Annotated in this window: 25 protein-coding genes; 19 read left to right on the top strand and 6 right to left on the bottom strand. The window is 69.1% G+C overall.

Annotated elements, in window-relative coordinates:
* The first annotated feature begins 4 nt into the window (after positions 1-4).
* The gene (prfA, locus tag FQ142_RS10760; protein WP_056416644.1) at positions 5-1084 is read left to right on the top strand and encodes a peptide chain release factor 1; all 1080 of its coding nucleotides are present in this window, start codon (positions 5-7) and stop codon (positions 1082-1084) included.
* Between the two features lie 149 nt (positions 1085-1233).
* On the opposite strand, the gene FQ142_RS10755 is transcribed toward prfA, so the two are convergent.
* Positions 1234-1887: a response regulator gene (locus tag FQ142_RS10755; RefSeq protein ID WP_056416647.1), complete on the bottom strand. Its 654-nt coding sequence runs from the start codon at positions 1885-1887 to the stop codon at positions 1234-1236.
* A complete protein-coding gene (locus FQ142_RS10750) occupies positions 1884-3536 on the bottom strand; it encodes a sensor histidine kinase (protein ID WP_149423255.1) in 1653 nt (550 codons plus the stop codon). Before FQ142_RS10750 ends, FQ142_RS10755 begins: the two co-directional genes overlap by 4 nt.
* 144 nt (positions 3537-3680) lie before the next feature.
* Here FQ142_RS10750 and FQ142_RS10745 point away from each other — a divergent pair, with 144 nt between their 5' ends.
* Positions 3681-5225, top strand: coding sequence for a CitMHS family transporter (locus FQ142_RS10745; RefSeq protein WP_056416651.1), 1545 nt, complete (start codon positions 3681-3683; stop codon positions 5223-5225).
* Positions 5226-5349: 124 nt separating this feature from the next.
* On the opposite strand, the gene epsC is transcribed toward FQ142_RS10745, so the two are convergent.
* Complete coding sequence (gene epsC, locus FQ142_RS10740) at positions 5350-5919, bottom strand: serine O-acetyltransferase EpsC (protein WP_149423254.1); 570 nt, start codon at positions 5917-5919, stop codon at positions 5350-5352.
* Positions 5920-5927: 8 nt separating this feature from the next.
* Positions 5928-6866 (bottom strand): cysteine synthase A, encoded by a 939-nt coding sequence (cysK, locus tag FQ142_RS10735; RefSeq protein WP_056416659.1) that lies wholly within the window; start codon positions 6864-6866, stop codon positions 5928-5930.
* 99 nt (positions 6867-6965) lie between these two features.
* Between cysK and prmC the strand changes: the two genes are divergently transcribed.
* The 16 genes from prmC to FQ142_RS10655 all read left to right on the top strand — a co-directional run bounded on the left by prmC (position 6966) and on the right by FQ142_RS10655 (position 22909).
* Entirely contained in the window at positions 6966-7826 is an 861-nt protein-coding gene (gene prmC / locus FQ142_RS10730) for a peptide chain release factor N(5)-glutamine methyltransferase (protein WP_149423253.1), read from the top strand.
* A gap of 46 nt (positions 7827-7872) precedes the next feature.
* A complete protein-coding gene (locus FQ142_RS10725; RefSeq protein ID WP_056416665.1) occupies positions 7873-8592 on the top strand; it encodes an L-threonylcarbamoyladenylate synthase in 720 nt (239 codons plus the stop codon).
* The gene (locus FQ142_RS10720) at positions 8589-9761 is read left to right on the top strand and encodes an MraY family glycosyltransferase (RefSeq protein WP_149423252.1); all 1173 of its coding nucleotides are present in this window, start codon (positions 8589-8591) and stop codon (positions 9759-9761) included. Before FQ142_RS10725 ends, FQ142_RS10720 begins: the two co-directional genes overlap by 4 nt.
* Entirely contained in the window at positions 9758-10333 is a 576-nt protein-coding gene (locus tag FQ142_RS10715) for a hypothetical protein (protein WP_149423251.1), read from the top strand. Before FQ142_RS10720 ends, FQ142_RS10715 begins: the two co-directional genes overlap by 4 nt.
* Before the next feature lie 221 nt (positions 10334-10554).
* Positions 10555-11262 carry a F0F1 ATP synthase subunit A gene (atpB, locus tag FQ142_RS10710; RefSeq protein WP_410477435.1) on the top strand — a complete coding sequence of 236 codons (708 nt, stop codon included), beginning with the start codon at positions 10555-10557 and terminating at the stop codon, positions 11260-11262.
* Between the two features lie 59 nt (positions 11263-11321).
* Positions 11322-11558 (top strand): ATP synthase F0 subunit C, encoded by a 237-nt coding sequence (gene atpE / locus FQ142_RS10705; RefSeq protein WP_042541851.1) that lies wholly within the window; start codon positions 11322-11324, stop codon positions 11556-11558.
* A 27-nt stretch (positions 11559-11585) separates the two neighbouring features.
* Complete coding sequence (locus FQ142_RS10700; RefSeq protein ID WP_056416674.1) at positions 11586-12140, top strand: F0F1 ATP synthase subunit B; 555 nt, start codon at positions 11586-11588, stop codon at positions 12138-12140.
* Positions 12140-12928: a F0F1 ATP synthase subunit delta gene (locus FQ142_RS10695; protein ID WP_149423250.1), complete on the top strand. Its 789-nt coding sequence runs from the start codon at positions 12140-12142 to the stop codon at positions 12926-12928. Before FQ142_RS10700 ends, FQ142_RS10695 begins: the two co-directional genes overlap by 1 nt.
* 63 nt (positions 12929-12991) lie before the next feature.
* Positions 12992-14632, top strand: coding sequence for a F0F1 ATP synthase subunit alpha (atpA, locus tag FQ142_RS10690; protein WP_056416680.1), 1641 nt, complete (start codon positions 12992-12994; stop codon positions 14630-14632).
* A 20-nt stretch (positions 14633-14652) separates the two neighbouring features.
* Positions 14653-15552, top strand: coding sequence for a F0F1 ATP synthase subunit gamma (locus tag FQ142_RS10685; protein ID WP_045255376.1), 900 nt, complete (start codon positions 14653-14655; stop codon positions 15550-15552).
* Between the two features lie 21 nt (positions 15553-15573).
* The gene (gene atpD, locus FQ142_RS10680) at positions 15574-17028 is read left to right on the top strand and encodes a F0F1 ATP synthase subunit beta (RefSeq protein WP_056416683.1); all 1455 of its coding nucleotides are present in this window, start codon (positions 15574-15576) and stop codon (positions 17026-17028) included.
* Between the two features lie 2 nt (positions 17029-17030).
* Entirely contained in the window at positions 17031-17291 is a 261-nt protein-coding gene (locus FQ142_RS10675; RefSeq protein WP_045255374.1) for a F0F1 ATP synthase subunit epsilon, read from the top strand.
* A 74-nt stretch (positions 17292-17365) separates the two neighbouring features.
* Positions 17366-18112 (top strand): YaaA family protein, encoded by a 747-nt coding sequence (locus tag FQ142_RS10670; RefSeq protein ID WP_056416688.1) that lies wholly within the window; start codon positions 17366-17368, stop codon positions 18110-18112.
* Between the two features lie 108 nt (positions 18113-18220).
* Positions 18221-19012 carry a DUF5684 domain-containing protein gene (locus FQ142_RS10665; RefSeq protein WP_149423249.1) on the top strand — a complete coding sequence of 264 codons (792 nt, stop codon included), beginning with the start codon at positions 18221-18223 and terminating at the stop codon, positions 19010-19012.
* 168 nt (positions 19013-19180) lie between these two features.
* Positions 19181-20032 carry a PP2C family protein-serine/threonine phosphatase gene (locus FQ142_RS10660; RefSeq protein ID WP_149423248.1) on the top strand — a complete coding sequence of 284 codons (852 nt, stop codon included), beginning with the start codon at positions 19181-19183 and terminating at the stop codon, positions 20030-20032.
* A gap of 57 nt (positions 20033-20089) precedes the next feature.
* The gene (locus tag FQ142_RS10655; RefSeq protein ID WP_149423247.1) at positions 20090-22909 is read left to right on the top strand and encodes an FtsK/SpoIIIE domain-containing protein; all 2820 of its coding nucleotides are present in this window, start codon (positions 20090-20092) and stop codon (positions 22907-22909) included.
* 21 nt (positions 22910-22930) lie between these two features.
* Here FQ142_RS10655 and FQ142_RS10650 read toward each other — a convergent pair whose 3' ends face one another.
* Positions 22931-23926, bottom strand: a complete 996-nt coding sequence (locus FQ142_RS10650) for an asparaginase (RefSeq protein WP_262492125.1) — start codon at positions 23924-23926, stop codon at positions 22931-22933.
* 82 nt (positions 23927-24008) lie between these two features.
* Here FQ142_RS10650 and FQ142_RS10645 point away from each other — a divergent pair, with 82 nt between their 5' ends.
* Positions 24009-24503, top strand: coding sequence for an OsmC family protein (locus FQ142_RS10645; protein ID WP_149423245.1), 495 nt, complete (start codon positions 24009-24011; stop codon positions 24501-24503).
* Positions 24504-24547: 44 nt separating this feature from the next.
* Here FQ142_RS10645 and FQ142_RS10640 read toward each other — a convergent pair whose 3' ends face one another.
* A complete protein-coding gene (locus tag FQ142_RS10640; RefSeq protein WP_056416704.1) occupies positions 24548-25327 on the bottom strand; it encodes a lysophospholipid acyltransferase family protein in 780 nt (259 codons plus the stop codon).
* Positions 25328-25345 lie beyond the last annotated feature (18 nt).

Here is a 25345-nt window from a genome sequence, read left to right as displayed (position 1 = left end):
CGGAGTGTTCGAGTCCGTCCAGACTCTGATCGACGAGCATCGCCGGGTGCAGGAGGAGCTCTCCGACCCGGCGGTGCACGCCGACGCCGCGCGGGCGAAGCGGGTCAATCGCCGCTACGCCGAGCTGTCGCGGATCGTCACCGCCCATGAGGCATGGGTGGCGGCATCCGACGATCTCGACGCCGCCCGTGAGCTGGCACGCGAAGACGACGCGTTCGCCGCCGAGATCCCGGCTCTCGAAGAGGGACTGCAGGCGGCGCAGGAGAGGCTTCGGCGGCTGCTGATCCCTCGCGATCCCGACGATGCGCGTGACGTGATCATGGAGATCAAGGCGGGGGAGGGCGGTGCCGAGTCGGCGCTGTTCGCCGCGGACCTGCTGCGGATGTACATCCAGTACGCGGCCTCCAAGGGCTGGAAGACCGAGCTGCTGGAGCGCAACGAGTCCGATCTCGGGGGTTACAAGGACGTCCAGGTCGCCATCAAGGGATCCTCCACCGACCCTGCCCAGGGCGTCTGGGCGCATCTCAAGTACGAGGGCGGGGTGCACCGGGTGCAGCGCGTGCCCGCGACCGAGTCGCAGGGTCGTATCCACACCTCGACCACCGGTGTGCTGGTGTTCCCCGAGGTCGACGAACCCGACGAGATCGCGATCAACCAGAACGACCTCAAGATCGATGTCTTCCGCTCGTCCGGACCCGGCGGTCAGTCCGTCAACACGACCGACTCCGCGGTGCGCATCACGCACCTGCCCAGCGGGATCGTCGTCTCGATGCAGAACGAGAAGTCCCAGCTGCAGAACCGCGAGGCCGCCATGCGCGTGCTCCGCGCCCGACTGCTCGCGAAGCAGCAGGAGGAGCTGGACGCCGCGGCCTCGGACGCGCGCAAGTCGCAGATCCGCGGCATGGACCGCTCGGAGCGCATCAGGACGTACAACTTCCCGGAGAACCGCATCGCGGACCATCGCACGGGCTTCAAGGCGTACAACCTGGACCAGGTGATGGACGGGGCTCTCGAGCCCATCATCGAGAGTGCGATCCAGGCCGACGAAGAGGCGCGGCTCGCGGCTGTCGGCTCCGACTCCTGAGCCGTACCTCTCGCTGAGTCGCACCTCTCGCTGATCACGGACCTCTCGCTGATCCCGCACCTCTCGCTGATCACGGGCCTCTCACGGGTGCCCGAGGCGCGCGACCGCGCGGACTCGGGTCTCAGGTGCGCGACTGGCCGACTCGGGTCTCAGGTGCGCGCCGCGTAGCGGTGCTCCGGTCGTCCCGTTGCTCCGTATCGCAGGCGCACCTCCACGACGGTGCGTGCCGCGAGCGCCGCCAGATGGCGTTGTGCGGTGGCGCGCGAGATGCCGACCCGCTCGCCCACCTCGGCGGCCGATGCCTCGCCGTCGCCGAGCGCCGCGAGCACCAGCTGTTCGGTCGCGGAGCGCGAGACGGTCACGGGTTCGCCGGAGCCGTGCAGGATCGCCAGCGCCCGGTCCACGTCCTCCTGCGGCAGGGGGCGGTCGCCGGCGAGGAGGTTCCGATAGCGTGCGTACCGATCGAGCAGTCCCGTGAGGGCTCGTCGCTCGAAGGGCTTGCGCAGGTAACCGACGGCGCCCGAGCGCAGCGCCCTGCGCACCGTGGGGCCGTCGTCGGCGGCGGAGATCAGGATGGCGTCGACCCCCGTCTCCCGCACCAGGGCGATGCCATCGCCGTCGGGAAGATAGACGTCGGCGAGGAGCAGATCGGGACGTGACGCCCGGAGGCCGTCCTGTGCCTCTGCGATCGAGCGCACCGGGTCGAGGGCGGTATAGCCGGGCTGCTCGTCGACGATGCCCCGATGCAGCTCGCCGACGCGGAAGTCGTCGTCGAGGATCAGGACGCGGAGGGGATCGGTCATGGGGTCTCCCTGTGAACTGTCGGAGCGGCGGACACGGCACCGCCGAGGCGTGCGGCGAACACGGCGCCGTGCACGGGGCCGCCCGGATCGATGATCCAGAGGTCCCCACCGCTGCGGCGGGCGATCTCCCGGGCGAGCGGGAGGCCGAGTCCGTGACCGTGCACGCGGTCGGCGCTGTCGTCGCCGGGGGAGTGGGGTGACATCGGTTCGGTGCTGCCCAGCCCCGGCCCGGAGTCGGCGACCGTGAGCACGAGTGCGTCGCCGTCGCCGAGCACCGCGACTTCGACCCACCGGGGTTCGCGGTCGCCGGCCACCGCCGCGGTCACGGCGTTGTCGACCAGATTGCCCAGGACGGCGGCGACGTCTTCGGGCTCGACGATGTCGCCGATCAGCTGCGTGTCGTCCGCGATGCGCAGCGCCACACCGCGTTCACCCGCCTCGAGGCCCTTGGCGCCGAGGAAGGAGTGCAGGAAGGCGTCGCCGAGCAGATCGAGTCCGACGACGGGGAACGCCACGGAGCCGCGCTCCACGAGCTCGCCGAGGAAGGCCCGCGCGTCGGGGATGCGGTGGGCGTCGAGGAGGCCGGCCGCCACGTGCATGCGATTGGCGAACTCGTGTCGCTGCACTCGCAAAGCCGCGGTCACGGCGCGCACGCTCTCCAGCCTCTCCGTCAGGGCGATCAGGTCGGTGCGATCACGGATGATCAGCACGTCGCCGAGTCGGCGGCCGGCGCGCTCGACGGGCCGTGAATCCAGATAGAGCACGCGCTCGTCGATCACGGCGCTGGAACGCGCCACGGTGCCCGATGCCGTCTCGAGGAGCACAGGTGGCAGCCCCAGCTCGACGAGCGGGCGACCCACCGGGGTGTGGATGCCCAGCATCCGGTCGGCGGCGGCGTTGCTCACTCGCACGATGCCCTCGGTGTCGACCGCGAGCACGCCGTCGTCCACGCCGTCCAGCACCGCGGTCTGGTTCTGCACGAGCGCGACGAGCTCTTCCGGCTGCACGCCGAACGTCAACCGCTCCCAACGTCGGCGCAGGAGCAGGAACGCGAGCACAGAGAGGGTCAGGGCGCCCGCCGCGGTGAGTCCGATGACGCCGAGCAGCGGGGGCAGGTCGTCGAACACGCCGGTGCGCTCGAAGCCGACGCTGATCTCTCCGACGGGGGTGCCGTGGGCATCCCGCACGGGCACCTTGGCGCGCGCCGATTCGCCGAGCGTGCCGGTCTGCCACTCGACGACCTCGTTGCCGGCGAGCACATCGGCGAACGGTGTGCTCACGACCTCGCCGATGCGCGCGCTGGTGGGATGCGCGAGACGGATGCCGTCTTCGTCCGTGATCACGACGAAGAGCGCTCCGGTGCGGGCCGCGACATCGAGAGCAGTGCGCTGCAGGTCGCCGTTCCTCAGGCTCTCGGCATCCGGTGGCTCGCTCGACGCGGAGACGCGAGCGACTTCGGTGCGCACCTGCGGGTCCTCGGCGAGGGTCCTGGCGATGCCGAGGGCGGTGGACTGCGCCTCGGCACGCAGCTGCTGCACGGCGAGGGCGAGGTACACACCCGTGCACAGGGCGACGACGAGCGCGACGGCCGCGAGCTGCAGCAGCAGCGCGCGGGTCGCGAACCGCCATCTGGTCGGCGTCTTCGACACGGGGGCTCCCTTCGCGCAATATGCGCAGAAGTCACGCTACGCGCATAACGCCCGGGAATGCGGGATACCGCACTCGGACGCGCCGGATTGCCTACTCTCGTCAGGATCCGTCGAAGTGGACGGACCCGACGAAGGAGTCACCGTATGCCCGATGCACTCACCGGCCTGTTCGCGGCCGCCGACGAGGCGCCCACGTATGACGTGGCGTTCGTGCCGCCGGAGTGGGTCCTGGTCCTGCTCGGATTCACCATGGTGCTGGCGTTCATGACGCTCATCATGACCAAAAGACTGACCCCGATGGTCGCCCTGATCCTCGTTCCCACCGTGTTCGGTCTGTTCGCGGGCGCCGGGCTCGGGCTCGGCGACATGATCCTCGACTCGATCTCCACGATGGCGCCGACCGCGGCGCTGCTCATGTTCGCCATCATGTTCTTCGGGATCATGATCGACGTCGGACTGTTCGACCCGCTGATCCGCCTGATCACGCGGCTGCTCGGCGACGACCCGGCGAAGGTCGTGCTGGGCACCGCGATCCTGGCGGGTGCGGTGTCGCTGGACGGCGACGGGTCGACGACCTTCATCATCACCACCTCGGCCATGCTGCCCATCTACCTGCGACTCGGCATGAGCCCCGTGGTCCTCACCTGCGTCGCGGGCCTGATGAACGGCACGCTGAACATCGTGCCCTGGGGCGGCCCCACCGTGCGGGCGGCGACAGCGCTCGGTCTGCAGCCGACCGACATCTTCGTCCCGATGCTTCCGGCCCTGGGCGTCGGCATCCTGGTGACGTTGAGCTTCGCCTGGTTGCTCGGGCTGGGGGAGCGCCGCCGCCTCGGCCGTCTCGACTCCGCCGGGCTGCTCACGGGAGGCGAGGGCGGTGCGCTGTCGACCGTCCCGAAGATCTTCCGCGGATCCGACGCGAAGCCCGGCGCCCGAGCGGCGCTGCGCACCGGCAACATCGTCGTGGTTGCCGGCGGTCGCGCCCCCGTGCCCGCCGCAAGCGTCGACCCTGCGGACACCGCGATGGCGGACACCATGCTCGACCCCGCGCGGCCGACCCTGCGTCCGAAGCTGATCTGGTTCAACCTGGTGCTGACGCTCGCGGTGATGGTGCTGCTGATCCTCGACATCATGCCCCTCCCGTACGTGTTCATGGTCGGTGCGGGAATCGCTCTGCTCGTGAACTTCCGCGGCATCAAGGATCAGGCATCCGAGATCGTCGCCCATGCTCCGAGCATCGTCGGCGTCGTGTCGATGGTCATCGCGGCCGGCGTGCTGGTCGGCGTGCTGTCGGGCACGGGCATGGTCGATGCGATGGCGACGTGGATCACCGACGTCCTGCCTCCCTCGCTCGGACCGTTCCTCGCGCCGATCACAGGGGTGCTGTCGATCCCGTTCACGTTCTTCATGTCGAACGACGCGTTCTACTACGGCATCCTGCCCGTGCTCTCGCAGAGTGCGGCGGCATACGGGATCGACCCGGTGGAGATGGCCCGCGCATCGATCATCGGGCAGCCGGTGCACCTGCAGAGCCCGCTCGTCCCGGCCATCCTGCTGCTCGTCTCGCTGGCCGGGGTGAACCTCGGCGACCACCACCGCAAGGTGCTCTGGCGCGCGACGATCGTGTCTCTGGTGATGCTGGCGATCGGCATCGTGTCCGGAGCGATCCCGTTCTTCGTGGCTCAGTGACGCCGGGCCCGCGGACGCACTGACGGGCGCACTCGAGGGGTCTGCGACGCCGCGTGACGACCGTGATCCACGGTCGCCGCGCGGCGTTCATCGGCGCTGCCGGGATGCGATCCCGGGCGCCGACTCAGATCGAGTACTCGGGAGCGGTGAGCATGGCGCGGGTGTCTTCGCCGCGCAGTCGAGCGCGAGGTTTGGCCGGCACTCCGACCAGGACGCTGTCGGCCGGTGCATCGCGGGTGACGACGGCGTTGGCCCCCACCACCGATCCCTCGCCGATCGTGACGGGTCCGAGGATCTTCGCGCCGGCGCCGACCGCGACCCCGTCGCCGAGAGTGGGATGCCGTTTGCCCGCGTCGCGGGTGCGACCGCCCAGCGTCACCCCGTGATAGAGCATGACGTCGTCACCCACCTCGGCGGTCTCGCCGATGACGACGCCCATGCCGTGGTCGATGAAGAACCGTCGGCCGATGCGCGCGCCCGGGTGGATCTCGATGCCGGTGAGCCACCGCGAGACCTGCGAGATCGCCCGGGCGGGCAGACGCAGTCCGCGTCGCCACAGGCGGTGCGAGACCCGGTGCGCCCAGATCGCGTGCAGACCCGGATACAGCAGCGCCACCTCGGCGGCGCTGCGTGCCGCGGGGTCGCGGAGACGTGCCGCCGCGACGTCCTCGCGCATTCGACCGATCATGCTCATCGAGCGGGTCAGGACTCGAGAAGGTTCTCGTACAGGGCGGTCGAGAGGTACCGCTCGCCGAACGAGGGGATGATGACGACGATGGTCTTGCCCGCGGCCTCGGGGCGCTGCGCGACCTGCAGAGCGGCCCAGATCGCGGCACCGCTCGACATGCCGACCAGGATGCCCTCTCTGCTCGCGGTCTCGCGTGCGACGCGGATGGCGTCGTCGAAGGTGACGTCGATGACCTCGTCGAGGATGTCGCGGTCGAGGATGGGCGGCACGAAGTTCGGTCCGATCCCCTGGATCTTGTGCGGTCCGGGGTGTCCCTCGGTGAGGATGGGGGAGTCCTTGGGCTCGACGGCGACGATCTGCACGCCCGGGACGCGCTCCTTGAGCACCTGGCCGACGCCGGTGATCGTTCCGCCGGTGCCGATGCCGGCGACGAGGTAGTCGACGGAGCCGTCCGTGTCGCGCAGGATCTCCTCGGCCGTGGTGCGACGGTGGATCGCGGGGTTCGCCTCGTTGGCGAACTGCTTCGCCAGCACGGCACCCGGTGTGCGGGCGGCGATGGCCTCCGCCTCGGCGATCGCATGCGTCATCCCCTTGGTGGGGTCGGTGAGGACGAGCTCGGCGCCGAAGGCCTTCAGCAGCATGCGCCGCTCCTTCGACATCGACGCGGGCATCGTGAGGATCACCGAGTAGCCGCGCGCGGCGCCGACCATCGCGAGCGCGATGCCGGTGTTGCCGCTGGTCGCCTCCACGATCGTGCCCCCGGGCTTCAACTCGCCCGAGGCCTCCGCGGCATCGACGATCGCGATGCCGAGGCGGTCCTTGACGCTGGAGGCCGGGTTGTAGAACTCGAGCTTCGCGAGCACGGTCGCACCGAGGCCCTCGGTGACGCGGTTCAGGCGTACCAGGGGGGTGTTGCCGAACGCGGACGTGATGTCGGAGTGGATACCGGGCATGGAGGAGCCTTCCTGTGCGGGGTGACTGCGCCTCCAGCCTAGGCGAGCGGCCCCGGGGGTCGGGCAGTATGACGCCTTTCCGCGCTCTACGCTTGACCCATGCCCGACATCTCCCTCGCCTCGGCGGTGCGCACGGCCACCGCCCGCCTCGCGGAGGCCGGCGTGCCCGATCCCCTCGTCGACGCCGAGCTCCTGGCCGGACATCTCCTGGGGCTGCGGCGCGGAGAGGTGCAGGCCGCCCTCATCCGCGGCGACGCCCTGAGCGCTGAGATCGAGAGTGCGCTGGATGCCCTGGTCGCCCGGAGGGCGGCACGGGAACCGCTGCAGCACATCACCGGGGTCGCTCCGTTCCGACACCTCGAACTCGCCGTCGGCCCCGGGGTCTTCGTGCCTCGCCCCGAGACCGAGACGGTCGTGCAGTACGCGATCGACGCGCTGCTCGGCTCCGCGCTCCCCGCCCCCATCGCCGTCGATCTCGGCACCGGCAGCGGTGCGATCGCGCTCGCGATGGCCACCGAGGTCCCGCATGCGCGTGTGTTCGCCGCGGAGCTCTCTCCGGACGCGTACCCGTGGGCCGTGCGCAACACGGCAGGCGTCGAGAACCTCACGCTCGTCAACGACGATCTCGCTGATGCGTTCCGCGAGCTCGACGGCACCGCATCCGTGGTCATCTCCAACCCGCCGTACGTGCCGGATGCGGCGATCCCGCGTGATCCCGAGGTGCGCCTGTTCGACCCGTCGATGGCGCTGTACGGGGGCGCGGACGGCCTCGACCTGGTGCGGGTGCTGAGCGTTCGGGCGGCGGAGCTGCTGCACCCCGGCGGGCTCCTCGTGATCGAGCACGGCGAGCTGCAGGGCGAGGAGATCCGCGGCATCCTGACCCGAGACGGATGGCGCGCTGCCGCGACGCATCGCGACCTCACCCTCCGCGACAGGGCGACGACCGCTCTGCGCCCCTGATCGCGGACACGAATCCCCCAGGCACCCCGGCTAGAATCGGAACGTCATGTCCTCCATCTTCGATTGCGGCGACGAGGCCCAGCTTCTCGCCGGGATGCGCCACGCACGTCAGGCGATCAGCCGCGGCGAGCTCATCGTGATGCCCACCGACACCGTCTACGGGGTCGCGGCCGACGCCTTCTCGCCGGCGGCGGTGCAGCGGCTGCTCGATGCCAAGGGCCGCGGCCGCAACCAGCCCCCGCCCGTGCTCGTCGGCTCGAAGGAGGTCGTGCACGCGCTCGCGGAGTCCGTGCCCGAGCCCGTGCAGCGCCTCATCGACGCCTTCTGGCCCGGTGGGCTGACCATCGTCCTGCCCGCCCAGCCCTCCCTCGTGTGGGATCTCGGCGACACCGAGGGGACGGTCGCGATCCGGATGCCGGAGGGTCGGGTCGCCCTCGAACTGCTCGCCGAGACCGGGCCGCTCGCGGTCTCCAGCGCCAACCTCACCGGCCGCGACGCGGCGATCTCGGCGCTCGACGCCGAGCGGATGCTGGGCGACAGCGTGTCGGTCTACCTCGCCGACGGACTCAGCCGTGACGGGATCGCGTCGACGATCGTCGATGCCACCTCGCTCGTGCCGCGCGGGGCCGAGCCGACGACGGGCGGAGTGCGCATCCTCCGCGACGGCGCGGTCAGCCGCGAACGGCTCGAAGAGGTCCTCGGAGACCTGCTCGAACCCGCGGAATCGGCAGCGGACGCGGAGTCGGCAGCGGACGCGGAGTCGTGAGCCAGTACCTCCTCACGATCCTCGTGACCGCCGCGATCACCTTCGCGCTCACCTGGGCGGTCTGGAAGCTGAGTCTGCGCTACAAGCTGTACCCCGGCATCCGTGAGCGCGACGTGCACACCACGCCCACGCCGCGGCTCGGCGGGGTGGCGATCTTCCTCGGCATCGCCGCGGCCATCGGCTTCTCGGCGCTGAATCCGTTCTTCGCGAACATGTGGATGCCGCCGCAGACCATGTGGTCCATCCTCGCCGCCGCGCTGCTCATCGCGATCATCGGCGTCGTCGACGACCTCTGGGACCTCGACTGGATGATCAAGCTCGGCGCGCAGTTCCTCGCCGCAGGGATCATCACGGTGGGTGGGGGACTGCAGATCCTGTCGCTGCCCTTCGGCGACCTGATCGTGTTCTCCAGCTGGCTGAGCATCACGATCACGATGTTCGCGATCGTGATCGTGATGAACGCGGTCAACTTCATCGACGGGCTCGACGGTCTCGTCGCCGGGGTCTGCCTGATCGCGAACGGCGTCTTCTTCGCGTACTCCTACATCCTCACCCGCGACACCGGCGCGTCCAGCTACTTCAACCTCGCCTCCTTCCTCGCCGCCGTCCTCATCGGCGCCTGCATCGGCTTCCTGCCGTTCAACTGGAGTCCGGCGAAGCTCTTCATGGGCGACTCCGGTGCTCTGGTGCTGGGGCTGCTGATGGCGACGTCCGCCATCGCCGTGACCGGCCAGCTCGAGCCCTCCGCTCTCGATCCCGAGCGGCTCGGGCGCTCCCAGCTGCTGGGTGCGTTCATCCCGATCCTGCTGCCCCTGCTGGTCGTGCTGCTCCCGCTCCTCGACTTCGGCCTCGCGGTGCTTCGCCGCGTGCACGCCGGCAAGTCGCCGTTCTCGCCGGACCGCAAGCATCTGCACCACCGCATGCTCGACCTCGGGCACCGTGATCGCGATGCCGTGCTGATCTTCTACGCCTGGACGGCCGTGATCTCGCTCGCGGTGCTGCTGATGTACGTCGGCGCGCGCGAGGACTGGCCCGGCCAGTATCTCCCCGGTGTGCTGTTCGGCGTGGTCGGCATCGCCGCCTGCCTCGTCATCACCCTTCTTCCCACTCGCCGGCGCACGACCGCGGCGACCGCCGACACCGACCCGACACCCGTGGAGTCCCCGTGAGCCCGAACCCCGTATCCAGCAACCCGATCCTGCGCAGGACCCTGCTGTGGTCCGCCGTGTCGATGATCGTCCTCGCGATCGTCGCCGGCGGCATCGGCCTGCTCGTCGACGGGGGAGAGGGGCTGGTCAGCGGTCTCCTCGGTGTCGTCCTGGCGATGCTGTTCCTCGGCATCACCGCCCTGAGCATCCTGATCGCCAACCGCTGGTTCGGGGATCCGCTCTACGTCCAGCTCTTCTTCGCGATCGTGCTGGGCGGCTGGCTGCTCAAGCTCGGCCTGTTCGTCGTCATCATGATCGTGCTGAGCGGGCAGCCGTGGGTGAGCCCCATGGTGTTCTTCCTGTCGATCGTCACCGGCGTCGTCGCGACGCTCGTGATCGACGTGATCGTGATCACGCGCATGCGCCTTCCGCACGTGTCCGACGCGTCGCTGCCCTCGGAGGCCCCGACCGACCAGGCCCCGGGCGTGCAGCTGCCGACCGTCGTGCCGGAGGATCGCGCTCCCGGGCGGCACAATCTCATCCAGGACTCCCCGGTCACGGATGCCCCGGCCGAGGACGGCCCGCGGTCTTAGGGAACCCTCATACTCTGATAGAGTTGACGAGTGCCCGCCGCTCGCCCGCGAGCGCTTGCGCTTGAAGCACACCGACCATCGTCGCCCCGGTTTTTTCCGGTGCCCCGAAGCTGGAGCACGCGCTGTTCAATCTTGCTGCGAACCTGACGCCCCGACTCGCCACTGACGGCGAGTTCCACGGACCTTCGATCGACGAGTTCTTCCCGGAGATCCTCTTCAACGTGGCGGGCATCCCCGTCCACCGGATCCACCTGGTCCAGTTCATCGCCGTCGTGGCGGTGGTCCTCATCCTGGTGCTCGGCACCCGTCGGATGAAGGTCGTCCCGGGACGCTTCCAGAGCGTCGTCGAGATGGGGCTGGACTTCGTCCGCGGCAACATCGCGCACGACCTGCTCGGTCGCAAGGACGGCAACCGATTCCTGCCGATCCTCACCACGATCTTCTTCATGGTGCTGTTCATGAACATCACGGGAATCATCCCGTTCCTGAACATCGCGGGAACGAGCATCGCGGCCGTGCCGCTGACGCTCGCCCTCGTGAGCTACATCACCTTCATCTACGCCGGCATCAAGAAGAGCCCGCTCGGCTTCTTCAAGAACGCGCTGTTCCCGTCGGGAGTGCCGTGGCCGGTCTACATCATCGTGACGCCGATCGAGTTCCTCTCGACCTTCATCATCCGGCCCGTCACCCTGATGCTCCGACTGCTGATGAACATGGTCGTCGGTCACATGCTCCTGGTGCTGTGCTTCGCAGCCACCCAGTTCTTCTTCTTCACCGCAGGTGGCGGCTGGGCCGCTCTCGGTGTCGGAACCCTCGCCTTCGGCGGCGCCTTCACTCTCTTCGAGATCCTGGTCGCCGTCCTCCAGGCATACGTCTTCACCGTCCTCACCGCGGTCTACATCCAGCTCGCGGTCGCAGAAGAGCACTAAGCCCACTAGGCACTGAGCGGGTCGGCACCTGCCGGCCCACCCAACGAAAGGAAAAACCCGTGGACGCTACTACGGTTCTCGCAGACATCAACGGTCACCTCGCTTCGGTCGGCTACGGCCTCGCCGCTATCGGCCCGGCCATCGGTGTGGGCATCGTCGTCGGCAAGACCATCGAGGGTGTCGCTCGTCAGCCCGAGCTGGCCGGCCGCCTCCAGGTCCTCATGTGGATCGGTATCGCCTTCACCGAGGCGCTTGCATTCGTCGGCATCGCCGTCGGATTCATCCCCTTCCCGTAATCTCTACCGACTTCTGAAGGAGACAGGATGCTGAACGCTCTTGTCACGAACCTCGCAGCAGAGGGTGAAGCGCACAACCCGCTGATCCCTGCGTGGTACGACATCATCTGGTCGGGTCTGTGGTTCCTCGTCATCCTCATCGTCGTGTGGAAGGTCGCCCTTCCGAAGTTCACGGCGATGCTCGACAAGCGGTCCGCCGCCATCGAGGGCAACATCGCCAAGGCCGACGAGGCCCAGAAGCAGGCTGAGGCCGCGCTCGAGGAGTACACCCGGCAGCTCGCCGAGGCGCGCACCGAGGCCGGTGAGATCCGTGAGGCCGCCCGTGAGGACGGCAAGAAGATCGTCGCCGAAGCCAAGGACACCGCGTCGAGCGAGGCCGCTCGCATCACGGCGACCGCGCACACGCAGATCGAGGCGGAGCGTCAGACCGCTCTCGTGTCGCTGCGCAGCGAGGTGGGCTCGCTCGCCATCGACCTCGCCGGTGGCGTGGTCGGCGAGACGCTCTCGGACGATGCTCGCGCGACGGCGGTCGTCGACCGCTTCCTCGCCGACCTCGAAGCATCCGAGAAGGCGGCTCAGTAATGGGCAGCGCGACCACTCAGGCACTCGCGGCATCCACTCAGGCGCTTGCCGCAGCGAAGGACGTCACTCTCGACTCGGCCAGGGAGCTGTTCGCAGCTGCCAGGACCGTGGCGGAGTCGTCTCAGCTGAGCGGCGCGCTCACTGATCCCTCGGCTCCGGCCGAGGCGCGACAGAACGTCGTGTCGGCGGTCTTCGGCGGATTCTCTTCGGACGTGCAGAACGTCCTGAGGACCGTCGTGGCCCAGCGCTGGTCCTCGTCGTCGCAGCTCGTCGACGGCGTCGAGGAGCTGGCCATCCGTGCCGCGGCGATCTCCACTCCCCAGGCCGACATCGGAGGAGAGCTCTTCGGCTTCTCCCGCGTCATCGCCGCGAACGCGGATCTCGAGCTCGCGCTCGGAACCCGCCTCGGGGGAGAGGACGCCAAGGGCGCTCTCGTCGACAGGCTTCTGGCCGGGGGCGTCAGCGACGCCGCCGCGCTGATCGTGTCGTCGCTGGTCCGCCAGCCGCGGGAGCGTCGCATCCGGCAGATGCTGGCGCGGGCGACGCGCATCGTCGCTGACCAGGGCGATCGGGTGGTGGCGACGGTGCACACCGCGAAGCCGCTGACCGACGCGCAGCGCACCCGCCTGAGCGCGGCACTCTCGCGCCGCTACGACGGCAACGTATCCCTCAACGAGGTCTTCGACCCCGCCGTCGTCGGAGGTCTGCGCGTGCAGATCGCCGATGACGTCATCGACGGCAGCATCTCCGCTCGACTCGCCGACCTTCGCCAGAAGCTCGTCAGCTAATACCCACGTCGGCTAACACGACTTCGCGCGGGGAACCGCGCACCCAGATACAAAGGGAAGACAATGGCAGAACTATCGATCAGCCCCGACGTCATCCGTGACGCGCTGAAGGACTTCGCCGCCGCCTACGAGCCCACCGGGGCAGCGGCGACCGAGGTCGGCACCGTCATCGACGCAGCGGATGGAATCGCGCACGTCGAGGGCCTGCCCGGCGTCATGGCCAACGAGCTCGTGGCCTTCGCGAACGGCACCAAGGGCCTCGCGCTGAGCCTCGACCAGGACCAGATCGGTGTGGTCGTCCTCGGCGACTTCACCGGTGTCGAAGCAGGACAGGAAGTCACCCGCACGGGTGAGGTCCTCTCCGTGCCCGTCGGCGACGGCTACCTGGGTCGCGTCGTCGACCCGCTCGGAAACCCGATCGACGGCCTCGGCTCGATCGCCACCGAGGGCTCGCGTGAGCTCGAGCTGCAGGCGCCGGGCGTCATGCAGCGCAAGTCGGTGCACGAGCCGATGCAGACCGGCATCAAGGCGATCGACGCCATGATCCCCGTCGGCCGCGGCCAGCGTCAGCTGATCATCGGCGACCGCCAGACCGGCAAGACCGCGATCGCGATCGACACGATCATCAACCAGAAGGCCAACTGGGAGTCGGGCGACGTCAACAAGCAGGTGCGCTGCATCTACGTCGCGATCGGCCAGAAGGGCTCGACCATCGCCTCGGTGAAGGGCGCGCTCGAAGAGGCCGGCGCCCTGGAGTACACCACGATCGTGGCAGCTCCGGCCTCCGACCCCGCCGGCTTCAAGTACCTCGCTCCCTACACCGGTTCGGCCATCGGCCAGCACTGGATGTACGGCGGCAAGCACGTCCTGATCATCTTCGACGACCTGTCGAAGCAGGCCGAGGCGTACCGCGCCGTGTCGCTGCTGCTGCGTCGTCCGCCGGGCCGCGAGGCATACCCGGGTGACGTCTTCTACCTGCACTCCCGTCTGCTGGAGCGTTGCGCGAAGCTGTCCGACGAGCTCGGTGCGGGTTCGATGACGGGTCTCCCGATCATCGAGACCAAGGCCAACGATGTCTCGGCGTACATCCCGACCAACGTGATCTCGATCACGGACGGCCAGATCTTCCTGCAGTCCGACCTCTTCAACGCCAACCAGCGTCCTGCGGTCGACGTGGGTATCTCGGTGTCGCGAGTCGGTGGTGACGCTCAGGTCAAGTCGATCAAGAAGGTCTCGGGAACGCTCAAGCTCGAGCTCGCTCAGTACCGCTCGCTCGAGGCCTTCGCGATGTTCGCATCCGACCTCGACCAGGCGTCGCGTCGTCAGCTCTCCCGTGGTGCGCGTCTGACCGAGCTGCTCAAGCAGCCGCAGTACTCGCCGTACCCCGTCGAGGAGCAGGTCGTCTCGATCTGGGCCGGAACCAAGGGCAAGCTCGACACGATCGAGGTCGCGGATGTGCTCCGCTTCGAGCGCGAGCTCCTCGACTACCTTCGTCGCAACACCAAGGTGCTCGACACCCTGCGCGAGACCAACGTCCTCGATGACGACACGGTCGCCGAGCTCGAGAAGCACACGGATGCTTTCCTCCTGGAGTTCCAGGGCGGCAAGGGTCAGGCGATCGGAGCTCCCGGCCACGAGGAGCACGGTGCGGCCGAGGCCGACGACGTCAACCAGGAGAAGATCGTCAAGGGTCGTCGCGCGTAACCGCGTGAGGAACTGATTTCATGGGCGCTCAACTCAGGGTCTACAAGCAGAAGATCTCTTCTGCTCAGACGACCAAGAAGATCACGAAGGCGATGGAACTCATCGCGGCTTCGCGCATCCAGAAGGCGATGGGACGTGTCAAAGCGTCCAGCCCCTTCGCGCGTGCCGTGACGAGGGCCGTGTCCGCCGTCGCGACGCACTCGAACGTCGACCACCCGCTCACCCGCGAGCCCGAGACGATCCGCCGCTCCGCGGTCGTGATCTTCTCGTCGGACCGGGGCCTTGCCGGAGCCTTCAACTCGCAGATCCTCCGAGAGGGTCTCGAGGTGGCGGAGCTCCTGCGCAGTCAGGGCAAGGAGCCGGTGTTCTACCTCGTCGGTCGCAAGGCCGTCGGCTACTTCCAGTTCCGTCGCATCGCGGCGGCCGCGGAGTGGACCGGCGACACCGACACCCCGTCGTTCCACACGGCGGAGGAGATCTCGGCCACGCTGCTCGAGGACTTCTCCCGCGGTGCGGACGAGGGCGGCGTCGACGAGATCCACCTCGTGTACAACCGCTTCGTCAGCATGATGACGCAGTCGCCGGAATCCGTGCGTCTGCTTCCGCTGGAGATCGCGGAAGCCGATGACTCCGAAGCGGGAAGCGCCGTCTACCCGCTGTACGAGTTCGAGCCGGATGCCGAGACAGTCCTCGACGCGATCCTGCCGGTGTACATCCAGAGCCGTGTCTTCAACGCTCTCCTGCAGTCGTCTGCTGCCAAGCAGGCTGCGACGCAGAAGGCGATGAAGTCGGCCAGCGACAACGCCGACAAGCTCATCACCGACTACACCCGTCTGCGCAACAACGCGCGTCAGGCGGAGATCACGCAGCAGATCGCGGAGATCGTCGGCGGCGCCGACGCACTCTCGTCGAGCAAATAGACCATCAGGAAAGAGACGAAAATGACCACCACCGCCACGGCTGACCAGCCGGCGACCGCGGTCGTCGGGCGCGTCGCACGCGTCAACGGTCCGGTTGTCGACATCGAGTTCCCGCACGACTCGATCCCCGACATCTACAACGCGCTGAAGACCACGATCACGATCGGCGACTCGTCGGTCGAGATCACCCTCGAGGTCGCTCAGCACCTCGGCGACGACCTCGTTCGCGCCATCGCTCTGAAGCCGACCGACGGCATCGTCCGCGGCCAGGAGGTGCGCGACTCCGGTGAGGCCATCTCGGTCCCCGTCGGCGACGTCACCAAGGGCAAGGTCTTCAACGTGATCGGCGAGGTCCTGAACCTCGAGCCCGGCGAGACCATCGAGGTCACCGAGCGCTGGCCGATCCACCGCAAGGCTCCGAACTTCGACCAGCTCGAGTCGAAGACGACCATGTTCGAGACCGGCATCAAGTCGATCGACCTCCTCACCCCGTACGTTCTGGGTGGAAAGATCGGTCTGTTCGGTGGCGCCGGTGTCGGCAAGACGGTCCTCATCCAGGAGATGATCCAGCGCGTCGCGCAGGACCACGGTGGTGTGTCGGTGTTCGCCGGTGTCGGCGAGCGCACCCGTGAGGGCAACGACCTGATCCACGAGATGGAAGAGGCGGGTGTCTTCGACAAGACCGCCCTCGTCTTCGGCCAGATGGACGAGCCGCCGGGAACGCGTCTGCGCGTCGCCCTGTCGGCTCTGACGATGGCGGAGTACTTCCGTGACGTGCAGAAGCAGGACGTGCTGCTCTTCATCGACAACATCTTCCGCTTCACGCAGGCCGGTTCCGAGGTCTCCACGCTGCTGGGCCGCATGCCCTCGGCCGTGGGATACCAGCCGAACCTGGCCGACGAGATGGGCCTCCTCCAGGAGCGCATCACCTCGACTCGCGGTCACTCGATCACCTCGCTGCAGGCGATCTACGTGCCGGCCGATGACTACACCGACCCGGCTCCGGCGACCACGTTCGCCCACCTCGACGCCACCACGGAGCTCTCGCGTGAGATCGCGTCGAAGGGTCTGTACCCGGCCATCGACCCGCTGACCTCGACGTCGCGCATCATGGACCCCCGCTACTTGGGCGAGGACCACTACCGCGTCGCGACGACGGTCAAGCAGATCCTGCAGAAGAACAAGGAACTGCAGGAGATCATCGCGATCCTCGGTGTCGACGAGCTCTCCGAAGAGGACAAGATCGTCGTGTCGCGTGCACGCCGCATCCAGCAGTTCCTCTCGCAGAACACCTACATGGCGAAGAAGTTCACGGGTGTCGAGGGTTCGACCGTGCCGCTCAAGGAGACCATCGAGTCGTTCGATGCGATCACCCGCGGTGACTTCGACCACGTGGCCGAGCAGGCCTTCTTCAACGTCGGTGGCATCTCCGACGTCGAAGAGCAGTGGGCGAAGATCCAGAAGGAGAACGGCTGACCATGGCACTGCACGTCAGCCTCGTCTCCGCGGACGCGGAGGTCTGGACGGGAGAGGCGAGCCTCGTCGTCGCCAAGACCGTCGAGGGCGAGATCGGCTTCATGAGCGGCCACGAGCCGGTTCTGGCGATCCTCGCTCAGGGCGAGGTCCGTATCACGCAGACCGACGGCACGAAGGTGCTCGCCAACGCGCAGGACGGCTTCCTCTCCATGGAGAGCGACGTCCTGACGATCGTGGCGGGCAACGCGGCCCTCATCGCGTAGCAGTCCGTACATCGCGTCCGCCCCGGCACCCCTCGTGGGTCCCGGGGCGGACGCGTCTGCATCCCCGAGGTTTCATGAAGATCCTGCTCCCGCCGTCCGAGACCAAGCGTCCTGGCGGTGACGGCGCACCGCTCGATGTCGACGCGCTGGCGCTGCCGTCGCTGCGCGACGAGCGGCTGGCCGTCGTCGACGCTCTGGTCGCTCTGTCCGCCGACGAGGATGCCGCTCGTGCGGCGCTCAAGCTCAGCGCGAAGCAGGGGGGAGACGTCCTGCACAATCGGATGCTGCGCTCCGGAGCCACGATGCCGGCGGTCGACCGGTACACGGGAGTGCTGTACGACGCGCTCGATGCGGCGTCGCTCTCGTCGGCATCCCGACGATGGCTCGGTGCGCACGTGTGGATCCATTCGGCGCCCCTCGGGCCGATCGGCGCTCTCGATCCGATCCCGCAGTACCGGCTGGCAGCGGGCGTGTCGGTGCCCGGCCTGCCTGCGCTTCGGCGGCACTGGGCGGCTCCGACGACCGCGGCGATCGCGGGGGAGCAACCCCCCTTCGTCCTCGACCTCCGCAGTGAGGCGTATGTCGCACTCGGGCCGGTTCCGCACTCCGTCGCCTCGGTGTACGTGCGCGTGGTGACGGAGCACGGGCGGGCGCTCAACCACTTCAACAAGAAGTCCAAAGGACTGCTCGTGCGGGCGCTGGCGGAGGATCGACCCCGCATCGGATCGCTGCGGGGTCTGCGCCGCTGGGCGGAGCCGCGGGGAGTCGTGCTCCGCGACACCGATGACCAGGGGATCGTGGAGCTCGTCGTCGCCGAATGACCGTCGCGCGGCTCCGCCCGCGTGTGTCGTTGCCCCGTATATCGGCGCACCGATATGGTTGGTGTCGCGGCGCGCACGGCGTCCGCTCCATCGGATCCGGAGGGATTCATGTACAACGACTATTACGACAACGGGGCGGCTCTCGCCGGTCTCTTCGCTGTGCTCCTCATCGCTCTGCTCTTCGCTGCGGCGTTCTACGTGATCTCGGCCATCTTCCTCATGAAGATCTTCGAGAAGGCCGGAGTCGAGGGCAAGTGGCGTGCGTGGGTGCCCGTCTACAACATGATGGTGTTCGCGAAGCTCGGCGACGTCTCGCCGTGGGTGGTGCTCATCGGCATCGGGCTCACCTGCATCCCCTACCTCAACTTCCTCACCAGCATCGCTCTCGCAGTGGTCCTGGCCCTCGCGGCCTGGCGTGTGGGTCTCAAGCTGCAGAAGGATGCCGTCTGGGTCGTCCTCTACGTGCTGCTGTCGATCGTCTGGTACGGCATCAACGCGTTCGACAAGTCGCGCTGGAACCCGAACATCGCACCGGCCCCGTGGGCCGGTAACGGCTTCCTCGCCGACAACACCGTCTGGCAGGGCGTGCCCGTGCAGCCGCGTCCGGCGGCAGGCCCCGGCTACGGTGCACCGCAGGGATACGGCGCTCCGCAGGGGTACGCACCGCCCGCACCGCAGGGCTACACGCCTCCGGCTCAGCCCGGGTACACGCCGCCCGCGCAGCCCGGCTATGCGCCCCCGCCCGCACCGTCGAACCCGCCCGCACCGTCGAACCCGTCTGCTCCCGGCGTCCCGCCGGCAGCTCCGTCGGCACCGCCCGCAGGTCCGCCGGCTCCTCCGACGGCTCCGCCCGCGGCTCCGCCGGCACCCCCGACGGACCCCACGCAGCCTCCTGCGTGACCTCGTGACACAGAGCCCCCGACTCCGGTCGGGGGCTCTGTGCTGTCCCGGCCGCGCTCCGCGATTGCAGTGGTGTCGTCGCGAGGCGATAACGTGGAGTAATGCTGTCCACTACGATGTGTGAGTATCCCGGCGCGGCCCGACCCGCAGGACTTTCGGAGGCGACGAGTGTCTGACACGACGACGAGCACGCGACGCGTGACGGTCGCCGACCGCCCCCTCCTGCTGTCCTGGGCGGGGGTCACCGACGTGGGACGGCGCCGCGAGACCAACCAGGACGCGTTCTTCGCGGACTATCCGTTGTTCATCGTCGCGGACGGCATGGGCGGTCACGCGGGCGGCGAGATCGCCAGTCGCAGCACGGTCACTCGCCTACAGGCGGTGGCGACGTCCGGATCCGTGGCGCGTGCGTCGATCGAGGGGGCTCTCGAGCTCGCCGTGGCGGACATCGCCGATCACCCTGAGGCCACCGACGAGGGCACCGGCACCACTCTCACCGGAGTGTTCCTCGAGTTCGACGACGAGGAGCCGCACTGGGCGGCGCTGAACATCGGAGACTCCCGGGTATATCTGCTGCGCGACGACCGGCTCGTGCAGGTGACCACCGACCACTCCGTCGTCCAGGAGCTCATCGCTGCCGGCAAGATCAGCCCCGAGGAAGCCGAGGGCCATCCGTACAGCAACGTGATCACGCGCGCGGTCGGGGCGAGCGAGCTCACGGCGCCCGATTACGTGACTCTCGACGTGCGGGCCGGCGACCGGTTCGTGATCTGCTCCGACGGGCTCACCAAGGAGCTGACGGATTACGGCATCCAGCACTTCCTGCGCGCGAACGCCGACCCCGCAGCCGCCGTCGATGCGATGCTGGCGGCCGCCCTCGAGAACGGCGGACGCGACAACGTCACGCTGGTCGTCGTCCAGGTCTCCGACGAGTCCGCGTCCGCCGACTCTCCGTCGTCCGACGCGCCGACGGCCTCGGTCGTCGACGTCTCCTCCACGGAAGAGCGTCCGGCCGACTAGCGCTCCGGGGCCTGGGGACGATACCCGGGCTCTCGTGAACCGGAGTGCACTGGAGGGATGGAATCCCTCCCGATAGTCATCCCGCCCGCGCCGGTTCCCGCGCGGCGCCCTCCGACGCCCTTCGTCGCCGCTCTCGTGCCGGTCGCGGCGGGCGTCGTGCTGTGGGCGGTCACCGGCTCGCTGTTCTCGCTCTGCTTCGCGGCCCTGGGGCCGCTGATGATCCTCGCCTCGCTCGTCGACGGTGCCCGCTCCCGCCGCCGGTCTCGTCGAGAGGGTGCGGTGGAGAATGAGCGGGCGTGGACGCGCGTCGAGGAGCAGCTGACCGCTCAGCATGACGAGGAGCGCCGGGGACGCTGGCATCGCCATCCCGATGCCGCGGCGTGCCTCGATCAGCCTCCGCTGCGGGGATCCGACCCTGTGGATCCGCGCACCGAGATCGCGGTGGGCAGCGGGGTGGGCGTGAGCGCCGTGCGCGCATCCGGCGGTGATGGCGAGCGCGAGCGTGCGTTCCGCGAGCGGTGCGCTCGGCTCGACGACGTCCCCGTCACCGTGCCCCTCGGAGGAGGCGTGGCTCTGCGGGGCGGATTGCCGCTGGTGGAATCGGTGGCGCGGGCGCTCGTCCTCCAGCTGGCCCTGAGATTCGGTGCCGCGCAGCTGATGATCTGCGGCGACCGGCTCGACGACTGGGGGCTCGCCCACCTCCCTCAGGCGAAGGGGGACCGTCGCGGCGCCTTCCGCCTCGGGGTCGCTCTGGCGGGTTCGCGGCGTCCGGATTGCGACAGCGTGATCTGGATGCTGCACCGCGACGACGACGTCGCCGAGGGCATCACCACGGTGATCGACATCGACGAGCCGGGCCGGGCGTTCGTGCGTACGCCGCAGGGCGTCGTCCGGGTGTCCGTCGAGGGCCTGTCGCACGATCAGGCCGCCGCCATCGCCGTGTCCCGAGTGGGGGACGCGGAGGAGGTCGATACCCTTCCCGCGGAGGTCGCTCTCGGAGACCTCCGCCAGCAGGGGTCTCCGAGCGGCCTCCCCGCGATGATCGGCCGCGGTGAGCGCGATGACGTCGGGCTCGACATCGTCGAAGACGGACCGCACGCGATCGTCACCGGCACCACGGGCACTGGCAAGAGCGAGCTGCTGGTGTCGTGGGTGACCGCGATCGCGACCGCGCACGGTCCCGACCGTGTGGTGTTCGTGCTCGCGGACTTCAAGGGCGGGACGGCGTTCGACCCGCTCAGGGAGCTGCCGCAGGTGGCTGCCGTCATCACGGATCTCGATGAGGAGGGGGCCCGGCGCGGAGTGACCAGCCTGACCGCAGAGCTGCGGCGTCGGGAGTCGGTGCTCGCCGCGGCCGGAGCCCGCGATGTGCGAGAGGTCGACATGCCTCGGCTCGTCATCGTGGTCGACGAGTTCGCGGCTCTCCTGCAGGAACATGCGGATCTGGGGATCGTGTTCACCGACATCGCCGCGAGAGGACGGGCGCTGGGGATGCATCTGATCCTCGGCACGCAGAGGGCGTCCGGGGTGATCCGTGATGCCCTGGCGTCGAACTGCCCGCTTCGGGTCAGCCTCCGGGTGTCGGACTCCGCCGACAGCCGAGCCGTGATCGGCACGGACGCCGCCGCCGAACTGCCGGGGGGAGTCGCGGCCCGCGGCGTCGCGCTGGTACGAAGACCGCAGGACGAGCAGGCGCGGGTGATGCGCGTCGCTCTGACGGGCGCGGCGGACATCCGTGCCGTCGCGGCCCTGTGGGCCGATGCCGAGACGCCGCGGAGCCCCTGGCTTCCCGCTCTGGAGCGACGGATCCCGTGGGGCGAGGTCCGTGGAGAGCAGAGTGCAGGTCGTGTGATCCTCGGGCGGGTCGACGACCCGGAGCACCAGCGTCAGCCGCTCGACTCGATGGCGGTCGGGTCGGACCGCGGTCTGAGCGTGGTCGGTGCTCCCGGCTCGGGCCGGACGTCCGTCCTGCGCGCTCTCGCGGCGCAGGACGATGAGGCACTGTGGATTCCGAGCGACCCGGAGGAGGCCTGGGACATCGCCGTGGCGCTCTCCTCGGGCCGCGTCAGGCCGCCCCGCCTCGTGCTCTGCGACGATATCGACGTCAGGATCGACAGCCTCCCCGCAGAGTACGCGCAGCACGTGCTGCATCTGTGGGAGCAGATCCTGCGGAACAACACGGACACGACCTTCGTGCTGACCTCCGCACGTGCGGGCGGGGCTGTGGGGCGCGTGCTCGACATCCTGCCGCGTCGTGGTCTGCTGCGGTTGCGGAGCAGGGTCGATCACCTGGCGGCCGGCGGCGATGCGCGCGGGTTCGAGGCGGAGCGTCCGACGGGACGCATGCGGATCGGAGATCGCGAGATCCAGGTCGTCTGGGTGCCGGACACGGCTGCGCAGGTGCCCGGGACGGGCGCGGAGGATGCGGTGGCGGAGCGCACGGGCAGGCCCGGCGGCGTGAGCGCCCGGCACACGACGCCGCGGCGTCGGGCGAGCGACGGGTGGGCACCCCGGCTCCCGCTCACCGGCCTGGTCACCGCCGGAGCCCCTGCGGTCGCCGAGGCGCTGTCCGCTGTCTTCGCGGAGTGCGACGTCCTCTGCCTGTCAGCCGCACCCGGCGGCGTCGCGCTCTCCGAACGCCCGGCGATCCTGATCGGCGAGCCCGAGGCGTGGCAGCGCGACTGGTCGCTGTGGCAGCGGATTCGCCGAGACGGCGAGCTGCTGGTCAGAGCCGAGAACGCCGTCGAGCTGCGTCAGCTGGCCGGTGTGCGCGACCTGCCGCCGTTCGCACGACAGCACGCCGGTCGAGCGTGGTCGATGGTGGCGGACTCCGCACCCAGACGGGTCTCGATCCCGGCTCTCGCGCCGCGACGATGACCTGTCCGCCGCGGACGGCGCTCAGAGGGCGGAGCCGGGGCGGATGCTTCCGACGTTCTGTCCGCCGCCGAGCACCTCGAGCGGGAGCACCGCCTGCAGGGTCGCGACGTCCGCGTCGGTCAGCCCTCCCGCGCGCGCGAGCAGAGTGGCGGCGACGATGGTGCTCGCTCGCGCGCCGCCGTCGAGCATCTTCACCGCGGCAGTCGTGCCGTTCGGGGCGACCATCACGATCACGCCCTCGGCGCCGCTCTTGGCGAACACACCGAGCTTCTCGATGGCGACGGTGTCGGGGCGACCAGGGCCGTCGATGGTCCAGGGATGCTCGCGGACCGCGCGCACGAGTGACCCGGCGACGCGATGCAGCGCGAACGGGGAGCGGTCCGATGCGGTGCCGATGCGGTGGATCGATCGGGCGAGGCCCGTGAGCGTGAGCGCGTAGACGGGCGCGCCGCATCCGTCGATCGCCGTGTGGGCGACCTTCTCGCCGGTGAGCCGCTCGATGACATCACGGATGTGCACCTGCAGCGGATGCGCGGGCTCGAGGTAGCCGTCGGTCGGCCACCCCGTGGCGACGCAGGCCCGCAGCATCGCCGCGTGCTTGCCCGAGCAGTTCATCCGGATCCGGGTCTGCGCACCGTGCTCGCGCACCAGTTCGTCGCGCGCGGCGGTGTCGGAGGGCCAGGCGGGAGGACACGCGAGGTCGTCCTCGTTGAGTCCGCCCTCCGTGAGGATGTTCCGGACCAGCGCGGCGTGGCGGTCGGTGCCGCTGTGGCTCGCGGTCGACATCGCGAGCTGTTCGCCCTCGAGCGCTGCGCCCGCGGTGACGCACGCCACAGCCTGCAGCGGCTTGAGGCTCGAGCGGGGGAGCACCAGCGCATCGGGGTTGCCGTGTCGAACGACGACGTCGCCCTCGGGCGAGAGCACCACCGCCGCCCCTGCGTGTCGCGATTCGATGAAGCCGCTCCGTTCGACGACGGCGAGTTCCACGGCATCCTGAACGGTCAGAGTCTCCAGCACCCCCTCAGGATATCGTCGGTCGGCGTCCCACCGCGCCAACGATGCCGCGCCGCATGCCCGGGGCGGGTGGCAGACTGACGTCATGGCAGACCGTCTGACGCCTTTCGGCGAGCACCGTTACGCACTCACCGCCACCTGGACCGGGAACGCCGGCACCGGCACGAGCGGCTACCGCGACTATCGACGCGACGTGACGATCGAGGTCGCGGGCAAGCCCGATCTGCTCGCGTCGGCCGACAAGCCCTTCCGTGGCGATCCCGCCCGCTGGAATCCCGAGGATCTGCTGCTCGCCTCGCTGTCCGAGTGCCACCTGCTCTCGTACCTGCATGCGTGCGTCACCGCGGGAGTGGTCGTGGTCTCATATCGCGACAGCGCATCGGGAACCATGCGCGAGGACGGTGCCGGCGGCGGGGCCTTCGTCGAGGTGATGCTGCGCCCGGAGGTCGTGGTGGCGGAGGCGTCGATGATCGACGCCGCCGAGCGCGCGCACACACAGGCGCACGAGTGGTGCTTCATCGCGAACTCGATGAACTTCCCGGTGCGGCACGAGGCGACGGTCCGCGCAGCGCAGGACTGAGTCGCTCGGCGCGATCGGACGCCACCTCGCGGGCGGGCGCGCGGTCAGCGACGTTCGTGCGGCAGTGCCTGCTTGATCTTCTCGATCGCGCCCTGAGCGGGAGCCTCGTTGAACGCGTCGGCGAGTTCCTGGCCGGAGAGCGCGTGGATCGCCGCCATGATCTCGTCTGTCGCGAGTCGGCGGGCACGCCCGCTCGTGGCCGGGCCGTGCGGCGAGAGGTCGAGCGGCTCCCCGAACCGCACGGTGATGCGCTCCGAGAGGGTCGGCACCTTCGCTCCGACGGGCATCACCTTGTCGGTCCCGATCAGGCCGACCGGCACGACGGGGGCCCCCGTCTGCAGAGCGAGGAACGCCACGCCGGTGCGGCCCTTGTACAGACGACCGTCGGTGGAACGCGTCCCCTCCGGGTAGAGCGCGACCGCGAGTCCTTCGTCGAGGAGCTGACGCTGCACGTCGAGCGCGTCGAGCGCGGCCTTGCCGGCGCCCCGGCGCACGGAGATGGCGCCGATCGATTCGAAGAAGGTCTTGCTGAGCCAACCCTTCATGCCGGTGCCCTCGAAGTACGTGGACTTCGCGAGGAAATGCACCGGACGAGGTGCGGCCACCGGGATCGCGATCGAGTCGATGAACGAGAGGTGGTTGCTGGCGAAGATGACCGGGCCGTCCTTCGGGACGTTCTCGCGCCCCTCGATGCGGGGCCGGTAGATGGTGCGCGCGAGCGGGGTGATGAGACCGCGACCCAGCCGGTAGGCGAATCCCGCGTGACGGGGTCCCTGCGTCTCTGCGGGCGATGTTGCGGGCTCCACCGACTGCTCTGACGTCATCAGAGCAGATTACCCCCG

It is taken from the genome of Microbacterium sp. ANT_H45B, from assembly GCF_008369345.1.
Classification (GTDB): Bacteria; Actinomycetota; Actinomycetes; order Actinomycetales; family Microbacteriaceae; genus Microbacterium.
This window is presented reverse-complemented; position numbering and strand designations above follow the sequence as displayed.

Bases quoted from the DNA above. Each gene is read 5' to 3' on its own strand.
- FQ142_RS10675 (WP_045255374.1), top strand. From the start codon at position 17,031: ATGGCACTGCACGTCAGCCTCGTCTCCGCGGACGCGGAGGTCTGGACG.
- FQ142_RS10695 (WP_149423250.1), top strand. From the start codon at position 12,140: ATGGGCAGCGCGACCACTCAGGCACTCGCGGCATCCACTCAGGCGCTT.
- FQ142_RS10685 (WP_045255376.1), top strand. From the start codon at position 14,653: ATGGGCGCTCAACTCAGGGTCTACAAGCAGAAGATCTCTTCTGCTCAG.
- epsC (WP_149423254.1), bottom strand. From the start codon at position 5,919: ATGAGCATGATCGGTCGAATGCGCGAGGACGTCGCGGCGGCACGTCTC.
- FQ142_RS10700 (WP_056416674.1), top strand. From the start codon at position 11,586: ATGCTGAACGCTCTTGTCACGAACCTCGCAGCAGAGGGTGAAGCGCAC.
- FQ142_RS10665 (WP_149423249.1), top strand. From the start codon at position 18,221: ATGTACAACGACTATTACGACAACGGGGCGGCTCTCGCCGGTCTCTTC.
- FQ142_RS10645 (WP_149423245.1), top strand. From the start codon at position 24,009: ATGGCAGACCGTCTGACGCCTTTCGGCGAGCACCGTTACGCACTCACC.
- FQ142_RS10640 (WP_056416704.1), bottom strand. From the start codon at position 25,327: ATGACGTCAGAGCAGTCGGTGGAGCCCGCAACATCGCCCGCAGAGACG.
- FQ142_RS10670 (WP_056416688.1), top strand. From the start codon at position 17,366: ATGAAGATCCTGCTCCCGCCGTCCGAGACCAAGCGTCCTGGCGGTGAC.
- FQ142_RS10755 (WP_056416647.1), bottom strand. From the start codon at position 1,887: ATGACCGATCCCCTCCGCGTCCTGATCCTCGACGACGACTTCCGCGTC.
- cysK (WP_056416659.1), bottom strand. From the start codon at position 6,866: ATGCCCGGTATCCACTCCGACATCACGTCCGCGTTCGGCAACACCCCC.
- atpA (WP_056416680.1), top strand. From the start codon at position 12,992: ATGGCAGAACTATCGATCAGCCCCGACGTCATCCGTGACGCGCTGAAG.
- atpD (WP_056416683.1), top strand. From the start codon at position 15,574: ATGACCACCACCGCCACGGCTGACCAGCCGGCGACCGCGGTCGTCGGG.
- FQ142_RS10745 (WP_056416651.1), top strand. From the start codon at position 3,681: ATGCCCGATGCACTCACCGGCCTGTTCGCGGCCGCCGACGAGGCGCCC.
- FQ142_RS10725 (WP_056416665.1), top strand. From the start codon at position 7,873: ATGTCCTCCATCTTCGATTGCGGCGACGAGGCCCAGCTTCTCGCCGGG.
- FQ142_RS10655 (WP_149423247.1), top strand. From the start codon at position 20,090: ATGGAATCCCTCCCGATAGTCATCCCGCCCGCGCCGGTTCCCGCGCGG.
- prmC (WP_149423253.1), top strand. From the start codon at position 6,966: ATGCCCGACATCTCCCTCGCCTCGGCGGTGCGCACGGCCACCGCCCGC.